Raw genomic sequence first — 19,311 nt, forward strand, 5'->3', positions numbered from 1 at the left:
ACGAATCTTCGTATGAGAAAGAAGTTAAACGTAGAAATGTCGCCTAACAAACTGTTCAAGAGGGATTCGCAACGCGTAGCATTTTCGCTATGCGTTGGTTTTAGTGTTTAAGGTGGTATGCGGCGGCTTTTGTTTTCAGCCCTAAACCACCTACTTCAGTAGGTGGTTATCATCCGCTTCGGCTTTGCCTGTAAAACTACTCATGCTAAATGCCTCTTTGATTTTTCCAGAAGTCAAAGAGGACAAATAACATGAGTAGATACAATCAAGTTTCCTCACCTTAGGAAGAACAGGCTTTGGGGTAATCACTTTTGGCAAAGAGGCTATTTTGTCGATAGTGTTGGAATCAATGAAGAAATAATACGCCGATATGTAAGACATCAAGAGAAGCAAGAGCGAGTAGAGCAGCAGAAATTGGCGCTGGACTAAACAAAGGCCCCCTTTTAGGGGGCTCACACAAAACCACCTTCTTTAGAAGGTGGTAATTTACTTCGGCGCAATTATGAACCAACAGATGAGGATAGAGAAAACCTTAACCGTATTAGAATTATCGGTTTTTTAGTCTACTCGTCGCCTTCGGGGTTATGTGGGACGCATTCCCAGAATTAGAATCTATTTTAAATAGTTACGTTTGGGTTATCAGTATTCCTTTCATATTGGCTTTAGCTGGTTATGGATCCCTGAGTTTTAGCGAAATGTTTGCCAGAATTCTAATTACCAGTTCAACGTTGTTGATGTTGCCATTCTTTTATGTGTTTTTTATTGTATTTGGTCTCTTAGGCGTTGCATTAAGGCTCATTCTATTACCAATAGTTAGCCTTGAGAATTCGGTTATTGGTCAAGAGCAGTCACCCCGGTTTTTGGGACTTTTAATATTGTTTTTGAGCTTTTTTCTACAACTTATAGCTTTGAAGAGCTAACAAACAATTAAAGAGTGATTCAGCGCGCTTGGCATTTTTGGCTTGGGTTAGTTAAGTGTTTTCGGTGGTCAAATTGAGTCTGGTGGATGCGTGCTTCACACCTTAATTGGGCGTTAGCAGGTATGAAACCAAATTATCAAGTTCATGAAGACATGTATGTTGAAGCTCGCCAAGCTGGCTGGGAAGGTTGGGGTGGCAATGAGCGAATGTCTAAAGCAGTTTTAGTGGATCGTTTTCTAGAGCTATGTAAACGACCGAAGCAAGGTAAACTGCTCGAATTAGGGTGCGGTGAAGGGCATCATTGCCGAGCTTTTTTTCAGAAGTTGGGTTTTGCGGTAACAGGTATAGATGTCTCACCAACCGCAATTGCATGGGCAAAGGAAAAAGCTAGAGCAACAGGAACTGAGGGTGATTATTATACATCTGACCTAACAGTAGAGTCTCTTGAACTTCCAGAACGTTATGATGCTGTGATTGACGGTAATTGCTTACATTGCATTATTGGCGCAGATCGAGCCATATTCTTGGGTAATGTTTATCGTTCACTATCTGAAAATGGGGTGTTTTTCGTCAGTAGCTTGTGTTCTAAAGATGAAAATAGCTATGAAACTTATAGGGATAACAGCCCATATCGTCATGTTACCTCTCAAAGTGGCCTTGTTGTTGAATTAAAGCAAGCTGGGTTTCAAGTGCTTCATGTTAGTGTCTATGAACGTTTAACTTCAAACCACATAACGGTATATGCAATAAAGCATAATTTGGTGTGGAAAAGACTGCTAACAAAGCGTTTAAGGCAGATTCGCAACGCGTGGCATTTTGGGTTTTATTCAGCTTAAGTGTTTAAGGCACAATAGTTTAGGTTCAGTGGTAGCGTTGCTCACTACTTAACGCGGCGTTAGGCAAATAGGAGCAGATATGGAAATTGCGGTACTAACATTTGACGGATTTAATGAACTTGATTCATTTATAGCAGCGGGAATTTTGAACCGAATGAAAGACGCTGGTTGGAACGTGCAAATAACGAGTCCATCTCAGTACGTCACTTCAATGAACGGAGTTACAATTCAATCTCAACAGCCTCTGGAGTTTGCGAATCAAGCCAACGTTGTATTGTTTGGTAGCGGTGTACTAACACGCGATATTGCTCAAGACAGAGATATACTTTCAAGGTTAAATCTAAACCCTGAAACTCAGTTAATTGGTGGGCAATGTTCAGGTACTTTGCTCGTGTCTGTGCTTGGCTTACTGCATCAAATACCAGCTTGTACCGATTTAACAACGAGACCTTGGGTTGTCGAATCGGGAGTGACTGTTTTAGAGCAGCCATTTTATGCTGATGGCAATCTTGCAACAGCAGGTGGTTGTTTGTCATCAAAGTACTTAGCAGCGTGGGTTATTAGTAAGTTGTCGAGTAGGGCGGATGCTGAATCTGCAATTCACTATGTCGCGCCAGTCGGTGAAAAAGAAAGCACGGTTCAGCATTGCATGTCAGTAGTCGGTGCATATCTGTAAAATTTGCCTAACAAATTGTTCAAGAGTGATTCGGTACGCGTGTCATTTATACTATGCGGTAGGGTTAGTGATTAAGGTGGTATGCAGAGGCTTCAGTATTGCGTGCCTTACACCTTAACTGCGCGTTAGTACGGGTTTGACATCAAAGGTCACAAGTTTTGGTGTTTATCTGTTTTGGTGCTCGAATTTACACCTTTCAGTTAATGCCTTTCACGTTCTTTCCGGTGGCACTATATGCGGAGTGTTCGCTTTGATTTCACCGTTTACGGTTTCTAACTCTTAGCCTATTTCTTTTGCGCTTCTTCATTTTCGTGGTGGCTTTTGAGAGAATCTCGATTACTTTTGGTGTTGCCGTCCGGAGTTCGAGGATCGAATCCTTTTCTAATTTGAAGTCCGTAAAAATAGGGGAGTTCAGCGCGTTTTTCTTCTAGCCAACTTTCGTCTCTCAATGCCGATAAGGTTTTGTAGCTGCCCGTCTCACTTCAGTGTTCAAAGCCTTTCATATTATGCCACTTTTCAATATCTTGGAGCGCACAAATAGAAGTAGCGCATGTACTAACAAATTGCTTAAGAGTGATTCGTAACGCGTGGCATTTTTACTATGCGGTGGCTTATGATGATTAAGGCGCTGTGCGGTAGCTTTTGTATTGCGTTACTCACACCTAAGCAAGGCGTTAGCTTTATCAATCCAATCGTTAAATGTAAGAGTTAGAATTGTCAAGTACAATGTTGCTTTGATACTTGCCGAAAAAGGGACTCTTGGAGGCATGTAATTAAGTTATTTCAGCTAGTATTTCCTCAATTTAATGTGAGGATCAAATAAATGACTGGCAAAAAAATCAAAGAAATATTAAATCTCAGACGCATAAAACAGTATGGAGAGACAACGTTAGGAAAACTAACTATTGAAGGTGTCGACAAGAGTTGGTTTGTTCTCGAACCAGGAGGTCCTGACTCGATAGTTGAGGGTTCAGACAAAAGAATTTCGGCTGGTACATACAAAGTGGAACCATTTAGTGGTACCAAGTATAAAAATGTGTACGAATTAAAAAATGTTCCAGGACGGACTTATGTTTTGATTCACGCAGGCAATTATCACAAAAATACGGAAGGCTGCCTAATGCCGGGTAAAAGTTGGGGAGTGTTAAAAGATTCTCATTATTATGTAAGCAATAGCAAAGTGGCGTTAAAAGAAATTTTTTTAGAGATTGGTAAGTATAAAGAAATTGAGATTAGAGTAACAAATCAACTGGAGAAATGATTCATGTTAAAAAATATTTTGATTTTAATTTTTCTAATGTTTTCAAGTTCTGTGTTCGCATCCACCCCACGTACAGAGCTCAACCTTCTCTGGATGAAAAATAATTATTTTTTAATTCAAGAACACTTGGAAAGTGATGAATCGAAAATAGTTGTCCCTACAATAAATACTCTGGGTGAAATATGGGTTCACAGGGATGGTGCTGTTTCTGGAGAGGTGTCCCTTTTGTTGTTAGTTGCCTTGACTCATCATACCTATATTACGCTAGCAGTGCTTTCATCAGAGCCCGATTCGTTTTCAAAATGGTTAAATGAATTACAAGGAATAGTTTTTACGGATTTCAATGGAGGAGAAGTTGAACGATTATCTCATGCTAAAGAAGATCTTGTTCGTGCTTTGAGTTTATATATGAACTCAAATCCACAAGTAGCGCTAGCTCCATATGGCGAGAGCTTACTTAAACGACTTGAGGGAATTTCAATCCGAAGCGTAGATTAATATGTCTGCTAAAAATTGAGCTGTAGTGTTTCGAACAGAAAGCTAACAAAGCATTTAAGAGTGATTCCCAACGCTTGGCATTTTTCATTATATCGTTGGTTTTTGTGTTTACGGTGGTATGTTTTAGTTTAGTGATAGCGTTGCTCACACCTTAATGCGGCGTTAGCATACTTTGATAGGAGTTTAGATGACTACGATAGTCGAACAAATTGTTAATCGTGAAATTGACTCGGTCATCGTGTACGAATCTGACCAAGTTATAGCTTTTGCAGACCATGACCCAATCAACTTTGGACATATTTTAATTTGTCCCAAGACTCAATACCGCACTTTCATCGACTTGCCCGAGTCTGTGTTTTTAGAGATCACCGACGTCGCAAGAGATTAATATAAGCGTATAGAAGCTAAGTTCAATCCCGAAGGTATCGGCTTTATGCAAAACAACGGAGAGGCACCTCATTTCAACGAGCTCGACCATTACCATTTGCATATTTTCCCTCGGTTCCATGGCGACCAGTATGGTTGGATTAGTAGTGAACTTGGGATTCAAACTATGGATAAACTTAGAGAATCACTTAAAGATCTATGAGCGTTGAAAAAGTATGCTAACAAATTGTTCAAGAGTGATTCGGCACGCGTGGCATTTTTACAATGCGTTGATTTTAGTGGTTAAGGTGTTATGCGGAAGCTTCGTTATTGCGTGCCTCACTCCTTAACAAGGCGTTATCCTTGAATGTAAATGACAATTGTGGGGATTACAATGAGACTGCTGAGTCTCTCGATAATATTTGCATCTAAGCTGTTTTTCATCTAATGGATTTCTGTAGAGAAAAGTAAGGTAACTTCTTGATATAAATAAAGAGAAGTTAAGCATGAATAAACCCTCAAACTATAGTGAATTTATTGCTAAATACCAAAACTTAAGAAATGAAGTATATGCTTCTGTGCCGATAGCTACTAACTTACCTCAAGTGAAGCTCACTCCAATCAACACCCAGGCTAAGGCAGCATATAAAAGGTGGGGGAATATGAGGACACCGCCGAATGGTGGCTGGGATTGGTCTAGTTGGTTCGCACATTACCGCGAGCGTCATCATAAAAGGTTCGAGGCTGCAATTTGGTATGGTTCAACATTATGCGGTTTATGTTTAGGAAAGCTCTCAGAGAAAAATGTTCACGTAAGGTTGGAAATCTTGGAAGGCTCAACTGAAAGAGCTCATCCTTTGAAAGGTCGTGTAGCCTATGTTGCTTTAACTGGATTTGAGTTGTTTGGTTTGCTGAAGAAGTTAGAGTTGCTGACCCAGTTGACGGAGCAATTAGTACTTATAAGGCACTGGGCTATAGCTTACAGCCTGCAAGCAAAGTGAACCCTCGGTTTCTAAGTAAAAAAATAGGGATATAAGAAATGAATGCACAAAACAATCCAAAAAAAGAAAATCGAAGTATTAAAGAACTACAACGGTTTGCTAATCTCCTTGCTTCCAAAGAAAAACCTCCTATAACCAAAGAACCACAAGGTATGATGAACAAATCAAATAGAGGTCTGTAAATGAGCAAGAACAACAAAGAATTAGATCGTTTAGCTAAAAAGGTCAAAGAACTTCAAAAACGAAATGCAGTACCTCCAAAGGTAGACAATGAGCCCGAAGGGTTATTATCAGGAGGTCCAGAGCACTTAGACTTGGACTCGGAACAAGAAAAGTCAGAGAGGAATAAGAAGTGACGGTATAACAAACTGTTTAAGAGTGATTCAGCACGTGTGGCATTTTACTATGCTTTGGTTTTGGTGTTGAAGTGCCATGCTTGGGCTTGGTCATTGCGTGCTTCACACCTTAACAGGGCGTTAGTCACCAGAAAAAGCTAGCAGTCAAAACCATGTTTGTAAGCTCAAAACTTGGCTGTTGGTTGTTTGATTCATAGTACCATCTTCGTCGGTCAAAGTTCAGTTTCATCGGTTCTAAATCAATGCATTGCTATTTTACGAGCGGTTTTTCGTTTTTTGGTGGTGATAGAGCGGGGCAATCGAGAATCTGTTTTTGGTTGCAACTCTGCTCGGTGAGTTTGTTGGTTTAAAAGCTTATTTACTTGCTGAAAGGACGTTTTCTCTGGTGTTGTAAGTTCCACGTGGTTTCAGTGACTTTGTTGAAAGTCCGCACTGTGAGATTGGTTCTCCAAAAGCGCTTTTTGGTGTTGTCAGTCCGTTTTCTGCGGCGCTGTTTTTTCTAAGTGGTTTCATTGAGTAGTCGCTTTGAGACTACGCCTGACTTAAGTGCATCAAAACACATAAAGTTTGTTGTTTGCAAAGTTTAGTTCGGCTTAAAATTGTCGCTCGGTGCCTCGCGACTAACAAACTGCTCAAGAGGGATTCTCAACGCTTGGCAATTTTGGTTCTAAGTTTAGCTTTTGTGTTTATGGCACAATAATTTAGGTTTGGTGGCTTGCGTTGTTCACCCCTTAACGCGGCGTTAGCCCTAAATTAAATAGAGAGGAAAGTGTAATATGCAACAAAGGAAAAAAGCGATAGTTCTCAAAAAAGAAAAAGTCTTAGATGGTGACAATAAGACAGAAGCACTCAAAAGAGATGAAATCAGGAGTTCAGCAGCGTTAACTGAACGAGCAACGATGAATGATTCAAAAATAAGGAACAAAGTAACTTTTATTGAAATGGAGTAATAAAAATGAACAAGGATGTAAAGGTTTTTGTAAGCTCAGGATTTAGAGATAATCTTGATAAAAGTAAACTAGATTTATTGGTCAGTTCAAAGATTACAAGAAAACGGGTGTTCCCCACAAATCATTTGGTCGAGACACTACTTATGATTTTCCAAGTCAGGTCAAGCAGGCTGGGATGTCCCACATCCATATTAGAGATTCTTCATCCAAACTTTGGCATTTGAAGAAGCTTTCATATCATAAGACCAGTAACACCGCGTTGATCTACTGCGAGGGCTTTTTGATTAAAAATTACTTTTTACTCTTAGGTTTTATTGAAAATGCTCATCAATTATGTAAATTAAAACCACTTTACTTAATGGAATTGGCCGACGTAGCTGAACGCTTTCGTGAAAAGTTTTAGGAGGTAGTATGAGTATTGAGTTGAATTGGGAAAAAGGACTGCCATCATTTGTTGGTATGTATTTTGTTGCGGTAAAACTAGGGCCAGCTGCAGGTGTTTATGATTTTGCTCAGTGGAATGGCTCGGTGTGGGAGTTACAAATAGAGGGTGACATAATTGCTTATGTAGGTATTCAAGAATTCAAGAACTCCTTGGATATCAAATGGCCTGAAGATGTAGTTATAGAAAGAGAGCTTCAACAGCTATCAGAAGATGACTCTGAACTTTGGTCAGAATCCTAGGGCTAACAAAGCATTTAAGAGTGACTCCCAACGCTTGGCATTTTCAGTTCAAGGTTGGGTTTCGTGTTTACGGTGATATGGTTTGGTTTCGTGGTAGCGTTGCTCACACCTTAATGCGGCGTTAGCTCGCAAAGCAACCGTCGACAGTCGAACTACGTAATTATCAATTGTGTAAATTGCAAATTGCGTGTGAAGTTTAACTAATAAATTACAAAAGTATTTGTACCTTTTCTCAAAGAAAGTGACACTTCAAATGGTCTAGAGAGGAGGTTTTATGAGAGTTAATCGAGCGGTAATTGGTGCCGACCCTATAAAATATTATGCACAACTAATTGGCATGGAGAAGTACTTATCACGTTTAAGGCAACAGGCTAACTCTGTAGTTATAATGACAGGAATAGTCCTGTATAGAGAGCTACTAAGAAACAAGCAGTCAGAGGTTCTTCGCAAAATACTAGACTTGCCTGACAATCAGCTGAAATCAGCCTTGTATGGGTTAATATCACAAGTAGTTGGCAAATCCATATTGGTTTTCTTGGTCACTATCGGATAAAGAAACTTAGAAAATTTTTCGATACGAACAATGATGTTACAGACGCAATTAAGCTAATTGGTATCGATATTACAGTTCCAATAACGGTTGCTAGCGTTGCAGGCGTTTTATACAAAGTATCTGAAAAAGGGGTAAAAGAAGCCCCTCGGCACATATCAAAACAATTTAAAACGACTATTACATCTACTGTCGTAGCTCAGGTAGGCTCAAAGGTTGGGTTAAACGAAATCAATGCTAAAAGGGCTTCCGCCATTTTGGTAATAATGGTCAGCATAATTGCTTGTCAAACGCACTCAAACAGTAAAAGTGCACAAGACGAGTTGTTGAGAAGAGGGCTACTAAAAGCAGGTGATTTATAATGTTGATTTCCGTGTTAGTTATTATTTTTGCACTAGCAATAGTTCACTCGTCTCATGTGTTAATAATGTTACACATGTTGACACAGGAAAAGTTGCCTTTCTCCGTAACCTTTTTGAGGCCTCTGGCGCTGTGTCTAATGGGAGCATTCTGTCAGCATTCCCTAACAGTAGCGATTTCAGGTAATAGTTTGTCCATTATGATCATTTTTGTTTTTGTGATAACAAATGCTTTGTTCTTTATAGGTCTAAATTCAGCATTTCGAGCAAAGATGAAGGTTGGTACAGAGGAATCTTGAATCCAAGTGAGCTAACAAACAATTTAAGAGTGATTCAGCACGCGTGGCATTCTTGCCATGCGTTGGCTTTCGGTGTTGAAGTGCTATGCAGCGACTTGGTCAATGCGTGCTTAACACCTTAATTGGGCGTTAGCTTTCAAGGAGGAAAATTGAGCGCAAGTGACTATATCAAAGAGGTTCGTTCTAAGATTGGAACGATGCCACTTCTTATCCCCGGCGTTGCGGGTATCATTTTAAATGAAAACAAAGAGCTACTACTTCAGCAAAAATCAGATGGTACATGGAGTCTTCCTGCCGGAATGATTGAACCTCAAGAGTCGTCAGTGGAAGCATTGACCAGGGAAGTGCGCGAGGAAACAGGTTTAGATGTAAAAGTAGATCGCCTACTTGGTGTATTTGGTGGTGAGGGTTTTGGTTTTACATACCCAAATGGTGTTCAAGTTGAATACACAGTCATCATGTTCAAATGTGTAGTAGAAAGTTCTTCTCAATCCGTAATCGATGATGAAGCGGTAAGCCTTAAATGGTTTTCAAAGGGGAATATGCCAAGGTTTGAGCTTCCTTACCCGTTAGACTGTTTGTTTGCAGAAAATGATTCAGCGTACTTCGTTGGCTAGAAAGCTAACAAATTGTTCAAGAGTGATTCGGCACGCATGGCATTTTTACTATGCGTTGGTTTTAGTGGTTAAGGCGTTATGCGGCCGAGTACCCCACGTTTAGTAGACACTTTACTAAGTTAGATCTAGGGTCTAATTGAGAGGTGATTTATGGCTAAACATCGTAATCCAGCGTACACCGAATAGTTCCGCAAAGAAGCAGTCCGCTTGGCCAGTCTTCCTGGCCGAACAGCCGTCTCCGTTGCCAAGGAGCTGGGCATCAGTGCCCAGCAGAACCGGAACTGGAAGCGCCAGTTCACACGCCTATCTGATAAACAGTTTAACACCTTAGATAGTGTCGATTATTCGAAGAAAGAGTCCGAAGAGCTTCGAGCGTTAAGGCGCGAGAACAAGCGACTCAAAGATGAAATGGAATTCCTAAAAAAGGTCTCGGCGTACTTCGCGAAGCAACAAGAGTGAAGTACGAATTCATCGAAAGCTATGTCGGTGAGTATTCCATTAGCTTAATGTGCCGTGCGTTAGAGGTGAGTCGAGGTGGTTATTACAAGTGGTGTCATCATACGCCAAATGAGCGTTCAAAGAGGCGAAAGCGCTTTGAACAGCTTGTCATGTGTACCTTTGCCCAATATCGGGCACGTTACGGCTCAGTGCGAATAGCCGAAGAGCTCAACGAAGCAGGCTATGCCTGCTGCGTGAATTATGTGGCTGATATCATGAAGGAAAAAGGTATCAGGGCACGTAATGGTAAAGGGTTTAAATACAGCAAGGATGTGGCTGCGATGAGGAATGTTGCTGACAATTTACTGCGAAGAGACTTTGAGTCTGAGATGCCAAATCAGAAGTGGGTCACGGACATCACGTATATCTGGGTGAAGAGCCGTTGGCTCTTCTTGGCGACAGTGATGGGCCTGTATTCAAGGCGTATCGTGGGTTGGTCGCTAGGGACAACGATGACCGTCGAGCTCATCACTAATGCGTTAAAAATGGCGTTTGAGTCACGTAAGCCGTCTAAGGGCGTCATTATCCACTCAGACCGTGGTGTACAATACAGAGCATATATATCAAGACTTCATGCGCAAGCATGGAGGTGTACCGAGCATGAGCCGACAGGGTAACTGTTGGGATAATATGGTGATGGAGTCGTTCTACAGCCGACTGAAAGTCGAACTGATATACGCAGAAGACTACCAAACTCTCGAAGAAGCCCGAATGGGCACCTTCGAATACATCGAGGTATTTTACAATCTCAGAAGAAGGCACTCAGCGTTAGGGCATGTCAGTCCGGTCGAGTACGAAAGTATGTAGTTATGTACTGTCTACTTTTTGTGGGGTACACCACTTTTCATGGCTATTACACACGAGTTTTAACTCCATCGTATATTTAATATCGACAATTAGGTCACTTGTTAGTTCGTAATTAATGTTCAGGTTTTATTTCATCTGGAGTTAATTATGTTTCCGAAAGATTTTTATTTTCAGCCCTAAACCACCTACTTCAGTAGGTGGTTATCATCCGCTTTGGCTTTGCCTGTAAATCTACTCATGCTAAATGCATCTTTGATTTTTCCAGAAGTCAAAGAGGACAAATAACATGAGTAGATACAATCAAGTTTCTTCACCTTAGGAAGAACAGGCTTTGGGGTAATCACTTTTGGCAAAGAGGCTATTTTGTCGATAGTGTTGGAATCAATGAAGAAATAATACGCCGATATGTAAGACATCAAGAGAAGCAAGAGCGAGTAGAGCAGCAGCAATTGGCGCTGGACTAAACAAAGGCCCTCTTTTAGGGGGCTCACACAAAGCCACCTTCTTTAGAAGGTGGTAATTTACATCTTACCCGAAGAACTATTTAGGATTGGTAATAAGGAAACTCCCAAGCTATCGCATGTGAGATCTAAGGATGTGGACACGATGCAGTTAAATGGTATAACGGTAATAATTGCTAATGGAAAGGGGATCAGTGTATTTGACAAGACTGGTATTAACCAATCTAACATGACGGGTTGGGTTTGGAGGTTTCCACCCAACACGCGCCCTCCTCAGGGGCTAAAGCTTGTAAATGATAAGCCACATCATTACGGTATCGCACCTGTCACAAATATGCCTTTAGATAAGTATAAGGGGTTACTGGAAGAGATGGCTTTGAAAGCAACAATGGTGTTTAAAAAAGAGGGTAAAGTAGTTTGAGACGGATAACTTTAGATTTAGCATCTTCGGATATGAAATTAGTCCTAGAAGGTTTGGAGTCATTGGAAAAGCAATGGGCACATGTTTGTGAGAACTCTGACGATGAAATATCAGACTACGGTAACGATCTGATTGAATTGAGGTTGCTCATTAAATCACTACGAAACGATGCTATAAGTGTATTTGGAGATAATGTGGTTAATTTTTCAAGAGACCTTCTCTAAAATAAAGCTAACAAACTGTTTTAGAGTGATTCGCAACGCGTGGCATTTTTGCTATGCGTTGCGTTTAGTGGTTAAGGTGATATGCGGAAGCATTGGTATTGCGTTGCTCACACCTTAACAGAGCGTTATGTGAATGGAGGTCAAAATGTCTTCTGTGCCAAGAAATAAGGATGAATTGGAGTTGGCTATAAACTCAATATTTCCGAAACTCATGGCTGACTATCGTTCAATTCCGGAAGGCAAAGCTCGCAAACCTGGAGTAGAGGGAAACGTCAAAGGTAAAGCCATTAGCGTTAGTGATACAGTGGCTTACTTGATTGGTTGGGGAAACTCATTCTTAAATGGCATCACTTAAGATATCAAAACCAACATGTTGATTTCCCGGAAACTGGTTATAAATGGAACCAATTAGGCTCACTCGCTGAAAGCTTCCACGAAGAGTACTGTGAGTGGAAATATGATGATTTACTCATTGAGCTTGAGTCTACAGTTAACGAGATACTTTTACTCATTTCAAGCTTAAGTGACCATGATTCCTATGGTGTTGCGTGGTATGAACAATAGACTTTGGGGCGCATGATTCAGTTTAATACATCATCACCTATGAAAAATATGCGTACAAAAGTTCGGCGTTTCAATCGAGAATTCACATAACAAACTGTTTAAGAGTAATTCGCAACGCGAGGCATTTTTACTATGCGTTGGTTTTAGTGTTTAAGGTGGTATGCGGTCACTTTTGTATTGCGTGCCTGCGCCCCTTAACGCGGCGTTATGTTGAGAAGGGAGTTATGAAAACTTTATTGAGACAAAGTAAATTGGTCAGTTTTAAATTAATGTATAGCTTTATCACTAGAGTATTAATTTGTGGCATGTTTGCTTACTACTTAGTCGAGATATCTAAGGCTCCATTTTTAACACAATTAGGATACATCGCATTTTTTTGTGCTGTATCTTTAGCTGCTGAGTATTTAACATCCAAACCAAAACAGTCGCTAGAAGTTGTGCTTGATGGTAATAGTTTATCTCTTTTAGGTACAAGTATAAATACTGCTGATATTAATGAAATTTTGTATGCGCAAACCAAAAGGTTTGAACATACGGTAAGGTTTCGTTTCAAAAATCAGACCTATCAAGACTTTGAACTAGCTTTTCCTGACTTAATTGAAGAGCTAAGATTTTACCATTTTCTAGTTGAAAACCAGTTGCCTGTGAAGATGCTAGATAGTCATGAACGCGTTACTTAACATCTCAACATAACAAGTTCTTCAAGAGTGATTCGGCACGCGTGGCATTTTTACTATGCGTTGGGGTTAGTGATTAAAGTAGTATGCGTAGGCTTTTGTATTGCGTTGTTCACCCCTTAGCAGGGCGTTAGTACGGGTTTGACATCAAAGGTCATCAGTTTTGGTGTTTATCTGTTTTGGCGCTCATATTTACACCTTTAAGTTAGTGCCTTTCACGTTCTTTCCGGTGGCACTATATGCGGAGTGTTCGCTTTGATTTCACCGTTTACGGCTTCTAACTCTTAGCCTATTTCTTTGGCTCTTCTTCATTTTCGTAGTGGTTTTTGAGAGAACCTTGATTACTTTTGGTGTGGCTGTTGAAGTACGAGGAAAGAATCCTTTTCTAATTTGAAGCTAATGAATGTAGGGTAGTTCAGTACGTTTTTCTTCTAGCCAACTTTCGTCTCTCTATCGGTTTTAAGTTTTGTAGCTGCCCGTCTCACCTCAGTGTTCAAAGTCTTTCATATCATTTAAGTTTTCAATATCTTGGAGCGCATAAATAGAAGTAGCGCATGTACTAACAAATTGCTTAAGAGTGATTCGTAACGCGTGGCATTTTTACTTTGCGGTGGCTTATGGTGATTAAGGCGCTGTGCGGTATCTTTTGTATTGCGTTACTCACACCTTAGCAAGGCGTTAGCTCTCTCGAGAATTTAAGCAAAAGGAGGAAACATGGAAACTGTTACATTGCTAAAAGATGTGTTGTTAGATAAGGGGCAAATTCATAACTATTATGAGGGTAAAGTACCTCTTAATTTGTGGAGAGGATTAAATGTTAAAAAAGGTATGGAGCTTTTTGAACTAATTGAAGATACTCTACTTCTTTTAAATGGTAGACCTAGACCTGCTGACATTACTATTAAAGGAATGGGAGTTGATGCGAGAGTGTTAGTGAAAGACCGGCCAAGAGGCATCAGTACGTTTGATCGACCAGGGATACCACAGGGACCAAATTGGCAGCACTATCGGATACCAGAGGGCACACCTTTACCTTCTGGGTTGGCGATAGTTAAAGATCAGTATAACCCTCGTTTTGGTGCGTATCATTACACTATCGCTCCTGCTTATGATATGCCCTTGTCAAAGTTTAAGTTACTATTGAGTAAATTAGCGAAGTTAGCAGTAAGAGAGGCTGCGTAAGATGAATATACCTAAGCCATATGTACCGATGCTATTATCGGCAGTTAGAGATGCTGTTCTATATAATCAAAACTTGTTACATAGTGAAACTTTGCGAGAACGTGAAGATTATGAGGAATACTTAGTTCATTTGACTCAGTTTTTTGAATATTTGAAAGATGAATATAAAAGCAATGAAGCAGAATATGGTTTGAAGCTAGAGCAGTTGCTACCTGAACAAGCAGAGAGCTAACAAAGCATTTAAGAGTGATTCCCAACGCTTGGCATTTTGTATTTACGAAGGTATGGTTAGGTTTCGTGGTAGCGTTGCTCACACCTTAATGCGGCGTTATGCAATAGGGAGGAAAACTCAGGATGTGTGCAGGATTTGAAGGTTCATGTTTATGCGGAGGCGTCCGATTTTCTGTTAGTGGGTTTAGTGAAAAAGTAGCTAATTGTCATTGTTCTATGTGTCGAAAATTTCACGGTGCAGCGTTTGGGAAACTGGTTGGGGTCAAAGGTTTAAGTTGGCTTACAGGTAAGCATTTACTCAAAGAGTTTGTTGCATCAAACGGAACGACTAGAATGTTCTGTTCTAACTGTGGTTCTAGCCTCGGGTTCAGGGTGAAAGGTGAGTCTCTGGAAAAGATCGAACTGGCTATTTCGGTATTTGATGTTGATATACCTGTAAAAGTCGATGCTCAAATTTACACGGGCTATAAGGCTAAATGGTGTGAATTGCACAAAGGTTTAGGTCTTGTGGTGGCGTTGCTCACTACTTAACGTGGCGTTATGAGCTAAAGAATAATTAGGAGAATAGTTCTGTTGATCAGTGTGGCTGTTTTTTGTGTCAGTGTGGGGTTCTACTTTTGGTATGGAGAAAGTGATACGTCGGTAAAGGAAGCCGGTATTGCAATGCTTGTCTATATTGCGTATACGATTTTGTATTTGTTTGTTCCGCCTTTCCCTTTGGGTACGTCATCACAAATGGGGCAATTATACGGTTTTGTGCCACTGTTATCTTTTGGGGCCATTTTATTTCCTCATTTAAATACACAATCACCGGAAACAATAACACGAACAATCGGTTGGGGTGGCCTTATCACAGTTGCGCTTATCCTCGTTTGTTTCAAACTTTTTGTCTGGTAAGTGGGCAACATAAGTACGCTCATAACAAACTGTTCAAGAGGGATTCAGTACGCCTGGCATTTCTGATATGCGTTGATTTTAGTGGTTAAGACGGCATGCGGCAGCATAGGTATTGCGTGCTTCACCCCTTAACAAGGCGTTATGCTTAATCACGTAAAATCAGTGGTTTATTGTTTTTCTTTGTTCCCTCGGCTGGTTGGTTTCGAGTTTGTCGGCAAGTTAACTTCATTGGGCACTGTTTTTTGGACACTTATTCTTTGGCGCTGAAAATTCAGATAGTTGCCTCAATCAGCAATTTGATCTTGAGTTTTTGAGTTTTAGCGGCCGAATTTCAAAGCTCGATTTTCAAAACTATGAGTCATTTCGGTTTTCTACGTTTTGGCTTTGGTTTGTAAATCAAAGTCGAGTTAATTTTGTGTCTAATAAAGCGTAACCCATTGAAAATTAATCACAAAAAGCGTTCAAGAGGGGGTCATGCCGCGTGGCATTTTTGCTATGCGTTGATTTTAGTGTTTAAGGTGGTATGCGGTCGCTTCGGTAATGCGTTGCTCACCCATTAACAGAGCGTTATGTTTGCCAACGGCATCGAAAAGCTAATGTAATTCAATGTTATATGATAATTAGAGCTTTCGACTGAGCTCCAGAAGCCTACAACTGGCGTTATGATGAATATCATACTGAAATTACCCTTGTTGCATATTCGCGAACTAGTGACACATAGATGTATACGCCCATCAAATTCTATATTTCTTTACCTTTTGACTTGTTCTGGCTCGGACGCAAAACTAAGGCAAAGTTTGATTACATTCGAACGACTCCTCCACGAGATATGGAGGCTGTATGGGATTTTAAAATATACAATAAAAACGGAATTGAGTGCGTTGATTGTAAATCCGGAAGGCTGTCTCCTTCAATTATCGAAACCCTCATTTTGGTACGTTGTGGTGGAAGATTCCACAACATACTAAAATACCAAATGGTTTGCATGTTTCGCTGGGCGAAGATGGAGGTAAAGGGAAGCATCATTTCACAATTCGTCCGCTTCAAGATATGCCTCTTAGTTTATATTTGACAAAATTGCAGCAGTTAGAATCTAGTGCCAGACCATGTTTTATTAATTCTCCAAACTCACAGGTAGGTTGAAATGTTCAATGAAAAAGAGCTCCGTTATATTAGGCTGTGCTTAAAAGAAAAACTAGAAAGAGAGCATGTTCTGTTATCCCAATTGGGCGAAGACAGTGATGAGTATATGGAAAAAGCAAATGATCTTATGGTACTAGACTCTTTGATCGCCAAGCTTAGCCAATAGGCAAACATAACAAAGCGTTTAAGAGTGATTCCCAACGCTTGGCATTTTTCATCCATCGTTGGGTTTCGTGTTTACGGTGGTATGGTTAGGTTTCGTGGTTGCGTTGCTCACACCTTAATGCGCGTTATGGCTTTCGGAATAATTCGAGTTAGGTAGCACAGTTGGTATTACTAAATATAGTGCCCTAACTCTCGCTAATCGAGCGTTATCAACTTATCATATATCAAATGTTAATCGAAAAGTTGAAAGTTTATGTCATTCTCTCCTTGTCCAAATTGTCATTCTGAATATGTGTATCAAGATCAAGCTAACTTGGTTTGTCCGGAGTGTGCGTTTGAGTGGAACCCTGGTGAATTTGCCCAAGATGAACTTATTAATGTTAAGGATGCAAATGGTACTTTGTTAGCCGAGGGTGACAGAGTTACTTTGGCAAAAGATCTTAAAGTTAAAGGTAGCTCCCTGATGTTGAAAATCGGTACAAAAGCAGTTGTTAGACGTATTGTTGATAGTAAAGATCACCAACTCGACTGCAAGGTCGATGGTGCTGGAGAAATGATGGTAACAGCGGCGTTCGTGAAAAAAGCTTAGGCTCGCGAAGTTAAGTATCGCCATAACAAAGCATTTAAGAGTGATTCCAAACGCTTGGCATTTTCAGTTCAAGGTTGGGTTTTGTGGGGTACACCAGCTTTTGGGACGCTCAGTTTTTAGAGAACTCGTGGTCCCTAAGTTTTTGCAGAAAGTCGTCACTCATTATATCTAGCCCTAAAGCATCAAACGCACTCCGTGTATCAAATAAAAAAATAAACTCTCTCTCTATTTCAGACAGCTTTTCAGTGCCAATTGCCTTTTCGAGTTTTAACCTTAGTTTTTTGGTTTTTTCGGAAGGCTTCTCTTTTAAGCATTGCTCAACCGTCTTTTCAGACAAGTACATGACAGTATAGTATTGAATTTCCGGTGATAAACTATGTATCCAATGATCTTCAGAAATAACAAAGTCCCGCTCATTTACACAATCAAAAGCAAATGAATTTGAAAATGTAATGAGGGTAAATACAAAGAGTAACGTTGATTTATAAGCTTTCATATGTACACTGACAAAATTTAAGTTCTTTCCCTGTTTTACTCGTAAAGTGCATCAAAGCTTCATTCTTTATGATTTTTCGAGTAATTACAGGTATTGATGTTGCACCACGAGCGAAGGTTTCCCAATCTGCTGTTGATATATTGTATGTGGCTGTAGCAAATGTGTTTTTGAAGAAAATTTGGTAAGTCGCGGTTGATCCACCAAGCACAGAAAGTAGCTTCATGTTTGTAACTCGTTTGTTGATTTCACGGATGCTGTTATGAGAACTTTCAGATACTACAAGTCCTTGAATCATGAATTTTTTTACTGCTATGTCCTCTGCCTTAAATGGGTGTTTTGATGCATAATATTTGCTTCTGTTTAGTGGGTACGTTTTGTGAGTTTAAAATGTGACGTATAGCTCAATAAAAGGTTTTTTCATTCTTTCCTAAGATTAGAACAAACATAACAAAGCATTTAAGAGTGATTCATAACGCTTGGCATTTTTAGTTCCATCTTTGGGTTTTGTGTTTACGGCGGTAAGGTTACGGTTCGTAGTAGCGTTGCTCACACCTTAATGCGGCGTTATGTAACTTCATGATTAGTCAGTTTCAAAACAATATGATTTCAATTATAAAATTTTCTTCTCTTTTTTACATGAGGTCGAATCAGCGGCACATTATATATCTTAAGATACTTACTAAGGATTGAGGTGAAAATGAAATTGCCAACATGGGAAAATCTTCGTGCCAATTACCCTGCTTTACCAGCTAATGTGGTTTTTAAAAAAATTGGTGGTAAAGTAGGTTCGAAGTACGAACTAGGTATATTTTCAAACGCTTGTGCTATTTGAGTTTCCAAAGCTCTTAATGGTAGCGGCGTAGAACACAAAATTCCTCGTTACAACGCGATTAGTCCGGAAGGAAAAATGAGTCTTCAAGTCTCTTCGGACAAGATAAATTTTGGTATATTTTTCGAGTCAAAATTCTTATCAAATACCTATCAGAAAAATACTTTAGCCCTGAAGAGCTGACTCCCGAAGAGCACCTAGAGAAAATTAAAGAGCGTAAGGGCATAATTATCTATCAAGTTGACGGATGGAGTGATGCGACAGGGCATGCTGACCTATGGGGTGGGAATAAATGCGTATACCAAGGGTATGCATCAGTCACTCACAAAGTTCTGTTCTGGGAGTGCACATGATCAAGGTTATGACTTTCATACTTTTACTGATGTCATTATCTTTAAAAGCTAATACTGGTCCCCAATCTAATATCGATGAACGACTAATACAATTCGCGAGAGCGAATTGTTTATATCAGTACTTTCAACATAAAAACTATGACTTAGGTGATATTAGAAATATCTCTGCAGGTATAGTGCAAATGAATTCTATATCACCAGACACTTTCGTTGAAGTATCTAGGCTAGTAAAAAAATATGAGCCCGCAATTAATTATAAGAATGAGACGTCTCCTTTACTCGCGAAGTGTTTTACTTTGGAATACGATCCTTTTTTTCTAGAAAATCTGAGCTTGTTAACTCAGGTTGAGTAAAGTTACATAACAAACTATTTAAGAGTGATTCGCAACGTATGGCATTTT

Annotated in this window: 24 protein-coding genes and 5 pseudogenes; 27 read left to right on the forward strand and 2 right to left on the reverse strand. The window is 39.9% G+C overall.

Annotated features, from left to right (window positions below; all coding sequences use genetic code 11):
• Nucleotides 1–267: 267 nt before the first annotated feature.
• The 26 genes and pseudogenes from R8N46_RS16670 to R8N46_RS16805 form a co-directional block, all read left to right on the forward strand.
• A pseudogene (locus R8N46_RS16670) lies at nt 268–429 on the forward strand (transposase); the annotation flags it as partial.
• Nucleotides 430–1,042: 613 nt separating this feature from the next.
• Nucleotides 1,043–1,756 (forward strand): class I SAM-dependent methyltransferase, encoded by a 714-nt coding sequence (locus R8N46_RS16675; RefSeq protein WP_104975402.1) that lies wholly within the window; start codon nt 1,043–1,045, stop codon nt 1,754–1,756.
• A gap of 79 nt (nt 1,757–1,835) precedes the next feature.
• Complete coding sequence (locus R8N46_RS16680) at nt 1,836–2,432, forward strand: DJ-1/PfpI family protein (protein WP_104975401.1); 597 nt, start codon at nt 1,836–1,838, stop codon at nt 2,430–2,432.
• Nucleotides 2,433–3,255: 823 nt separating this feature from the next.
• Complete coding sequence (locus tag R8N46_RS16685; protein WP_104975399.1) at nt 3,256–3,693, forward strand: DUF5675 family protein; 438 nt, start codon at nt 3,256–3,258, stop codon at nt 3,691–3,693.
• A 3-nt stretch (nt 3,694–3,696) separates the two neighbouring features.
• Nucleotides 3,697–4,191 carry a hypothetical protein gene (locus R8N46_RS16690; protein ID WP_104975398.1) on the forward strand — a complete coding sequence of 165 codons (495 nt, stop codon included), beginning with the start codon at nt 3,697–3,699 and terminating at the stop codon, nt 4,189–4,191.
• A gap of 187 nt (nt 4,192–4,378) precedes the next feature.
• Nucleotides 4,379–4,780, forward strand: a pseudogene (locus tag R8N46_RS16695) (HIT family protein).
• 283 nt (nt 4,781–5,063) lie between these two features.
• A complete protein-coding gene (locus R8N46_RS16700; protein ID WP_104979303.1) occupies nt 5,064–5,558 on the forward strand; it encodes a hypothetical protein in 495 nt (164 codons plus the stop codon).
• Nucleotides 5,559–5,596: 38 nt separating this feature from the next.
• Nucleotides 5,597–5,740 (forward strand): hypothetical protein, encoded by a 144-nt coding sequence (locus R8N46_RS16705; protein ID WP_169644115.1) that lies wholly within the window; start codon nt 5,597–5,599, stop codon nt 5,738–5,740.
• Nucleotides 5,741–5,914: a hypothetical protein gene (locus tag R8N46_RS16710; RefSeq protein WP_169644113.1), complete on the forward strand. Its 174-nt coding sequence runs from the start codon at nt 5,741–5,743 to the stop codon at nt 5,912–5,914.
• Between the two features lie 776 nt (nt 5,915–6,690).
• The gene (locus tag R8N46_RS16720; protein WP_170960355.1) at nt 6,691–6,864 is read left to right on the forward strand and encodes a hypothetical protein; all 174 of its coding nucleotides are present in this window, start codon (nt 6,691–6,693) and stop codon (nt 6,862–6,864) included.
• Nucleotides 6,865–6,940: 76 nt separating this feature from the next.
• Nucleotides 6,941–7,267, forward strand: a complete 327-nt coding sequence (locus R8N46_RS16725) for a type II toxin-antitoxin system YafO family toxin (protein ID WP_104975396.1) — start codon at nt 6,941–6,943, stop codon at nt 7,265–7,267.
• Between the two features lie 8 nt (nt 7,268–7,275).
• Entirely contained in the window at nt 7,276–7,548 is a 273-nt protein-coding gene (locus tag R8N46_RS16730) for a hypothetical protein (RefSeq protein ID WP_226975282.1), read from the forward strand.
• A gap of 1,357 nt (nt 7,549–8,905) precedes the next feature.
• Nucleotides 8,906–9,373 (forward strand): NUDIX domain-containing protein, encoded by a 468-nt coding sequence (locus R8N46_RS16735; RefSeq protein WP_104975392.1) that lies wholly within the window; start codon nt 8,906–8,908, stop codon nt 9,371–9,373.
• A 198-nt stretch (nt 9,374–9,571) separates the two neighbouring features.
• A pseudogene (locus R8N46_RS16740) lies at nt 9,572–9,832 on the forward strand (transposase); the annotation flags it as partial.
• Nucleotides 9,829–10,488, forward strand: coding sequence for an IS3 family transposase (locus R8N46_RS16745; protein WP_169644111.1), 660 nt, complete (start codon nt 9,829–9,831; stop codon nt 10,486–10,488). The pseudogene R8N46_RS16740 and the gene R8N46_RS16745, both read left to right, overlap by 4 nt.
• A complete protein-coding gene (locus tag R8N46_RS16750; protein ID WP_169644108.1) occupies nt 10,472–10,678 on the forward strand; it encodes an IS3 family transposase in 207 nt (68 codons plus the stop codon). Before R8N46_RS16745 ends, R8N46_RS16750 begins: the two co-directional genes overlap by 17 nt.
• 302 nt (nt 10,679–10,980) lie before the next feature.
• A pseudogene (locus tag R8N46_RS16755) lies at nt 10,981–11,142 on the forward strand (transposase); the annotation flags it as partial.
• Nucleotides 11,143–11,284: 142 nt separating this feature from the next.
• The gene (locus R8N46_RS16760; protein WP_170960356.1) at nt 11,285–11,560 is read left to right on the forward strand and encodes a hypothetical protein; all 276 of its coding nucleotides are present in this window, start codon (nt 11,285–11,287) and stop codon (nt 11,558–11,560) included.
• Between the two features lie 357 nt (nt 11,561–11,917).
• Nucleotides 11,918–12,438, forward strand: a pseudogene (locus R8N46_RS16765) (ClbS/DfsB family four-helix bundle protein).
• 134 nt (nt 12,439–12,572) lie between these two features.
• Nucleotides 12,573–13,028: a hypothetical protein gene (locus R8N46_RS16770; RefSeq protein WP_104980026.1), complete on the forward strand. Its 456-nt coding sequence runs from the start codon at nt 12,573–12,575 to the stop codon at nt 13,026–13,028.
• Nucleotides 13,029–13,739: 711 nt separating this feature from the next.
• Nucleotides 13,740–14,207 carry a hypothetical protein gene (locus R8N46_RS16775; RefSeq protein WP_104979300.1) on the forward strand — a complete coding sequence of 156 codons (468 nt, stop codon included), beginning with the start codon at nt 13,740–13,742 and terminating at the stop codon, nt 14,205–14,207.
• Between the two features lies 1 nt (nt 14,208).
• Nucleotides 14,209–14,439 carry a hypothetical protein gene (locus tag R8N46_RS16780; protein WP_104975383.1) on the forward strand — a complete coding sequence of 77 codons (231 nt, stop codon included), beginning with the start codon at nt 14,209–14,211 and terminating at the stop codon, nt 14,437–14,439.
• Nucleotides 14,440–14,561: 122 nt separating this feature from the next.
• Nucleotides 14,562–14,969: a GFA family protein gene (locus R8N46_RS16785; RefSeq protein WP_104975382.1), complete on the forward strand. Its 408-nt coding sequence runs from the start codon at nt 14,562–14,564 to the stop codon at nt 14,967–14,969.
• Between the two features lie 51 nt (nt 14,970–15,020).
• The gene (locus R8N46_RS16790; protein ID WP_258645098.1) at nt 15,021–15,335 is read left to right on the forward strand and encodes a hypothetical protein; all 315 of its coding nucleotides are present in this window, start codon (nt 15,021–15,023) and stop codon (nt 15,333–15,335) included.
• Between the two features lie 1,144 nt (nt 15,336–16,479).
• A complete protein-coding gene (locus R8N46_RS16800) occupies nt 16,480–16,644 on the forward strand; it encodes a hypothetical protein (RefSeq protein WP_169644102.1) in 165 nt (54 codons plus the stop codon).
• Between the two features lie 252 nt (nt 16,645–16,896).
• Nucleotides 16,897–17,232, forward strand: coding sequence for a zinc ribbon domain-containing protein YjdM (locus R8N46_RS16805; protein WP_064354030.1), 336 nt, complete (start codon nt 16,897–16,899; stop codon nt 17,230–17,232).
• Between the two features lie 109 nt (nt 17,233–17,341).
• On the opposite strand, the gene R8N46_RS16810 is transcribed toward R8N46_RS16805, so the two are convergent.
• A complete protein-coding gene (locus R8N46_RS16810) occupies nt 17,342–17,728 on the reverse strand; it encodes a hypothetical protein (protein ID WP_064354028.1) in 387 nt (128 codons plus the stop codon).
• The gene (locus tag R8N46_RS16815) at nt 17,715–18,023 is read right to left on the reverse strand and encodes a hypothetical protein (protein WP_064354026.1); all 309 of its coding nucleotides are present in this window, start codon (nt 18,021–18,023) and stop codon (nt 17,715–17,717) included. The genes R8N46_RS16810 and R8N46_RS16815 overlap by 14 nt, the downstream gene beginning before the upstream one ends.
• A 674-nt stretch (nt 18,024–18,697) precedes the next feature.
• On the opposite strand from R8N46_RS16815, the gene R8N46_RS16820 reads away from it, so the two are divergent.
• On the forward strand, nt 18,698–18,910 hold the full coding sequence (locus tag R8N46_RS16820) for a T6SS effector amidase Tae4 family protein (RefSeq protein ID WP_318189660.1): 213 nt from the start codon (nt 18,698–18,700) through the stop codon (nt 18,908–18,910).
• Nucleotides 18,911–19,311 lie beyond the last annotated feature (401 nt).

The organism is Vibrio sp. 1874, assembly GCF_033344395.1.
GTDB lineage: Bacteria > Pseudomonadota > Gammaproteobacteria > Enterobacterales > Vibrionaceae > Vibrio > Vibrio alginolyticus.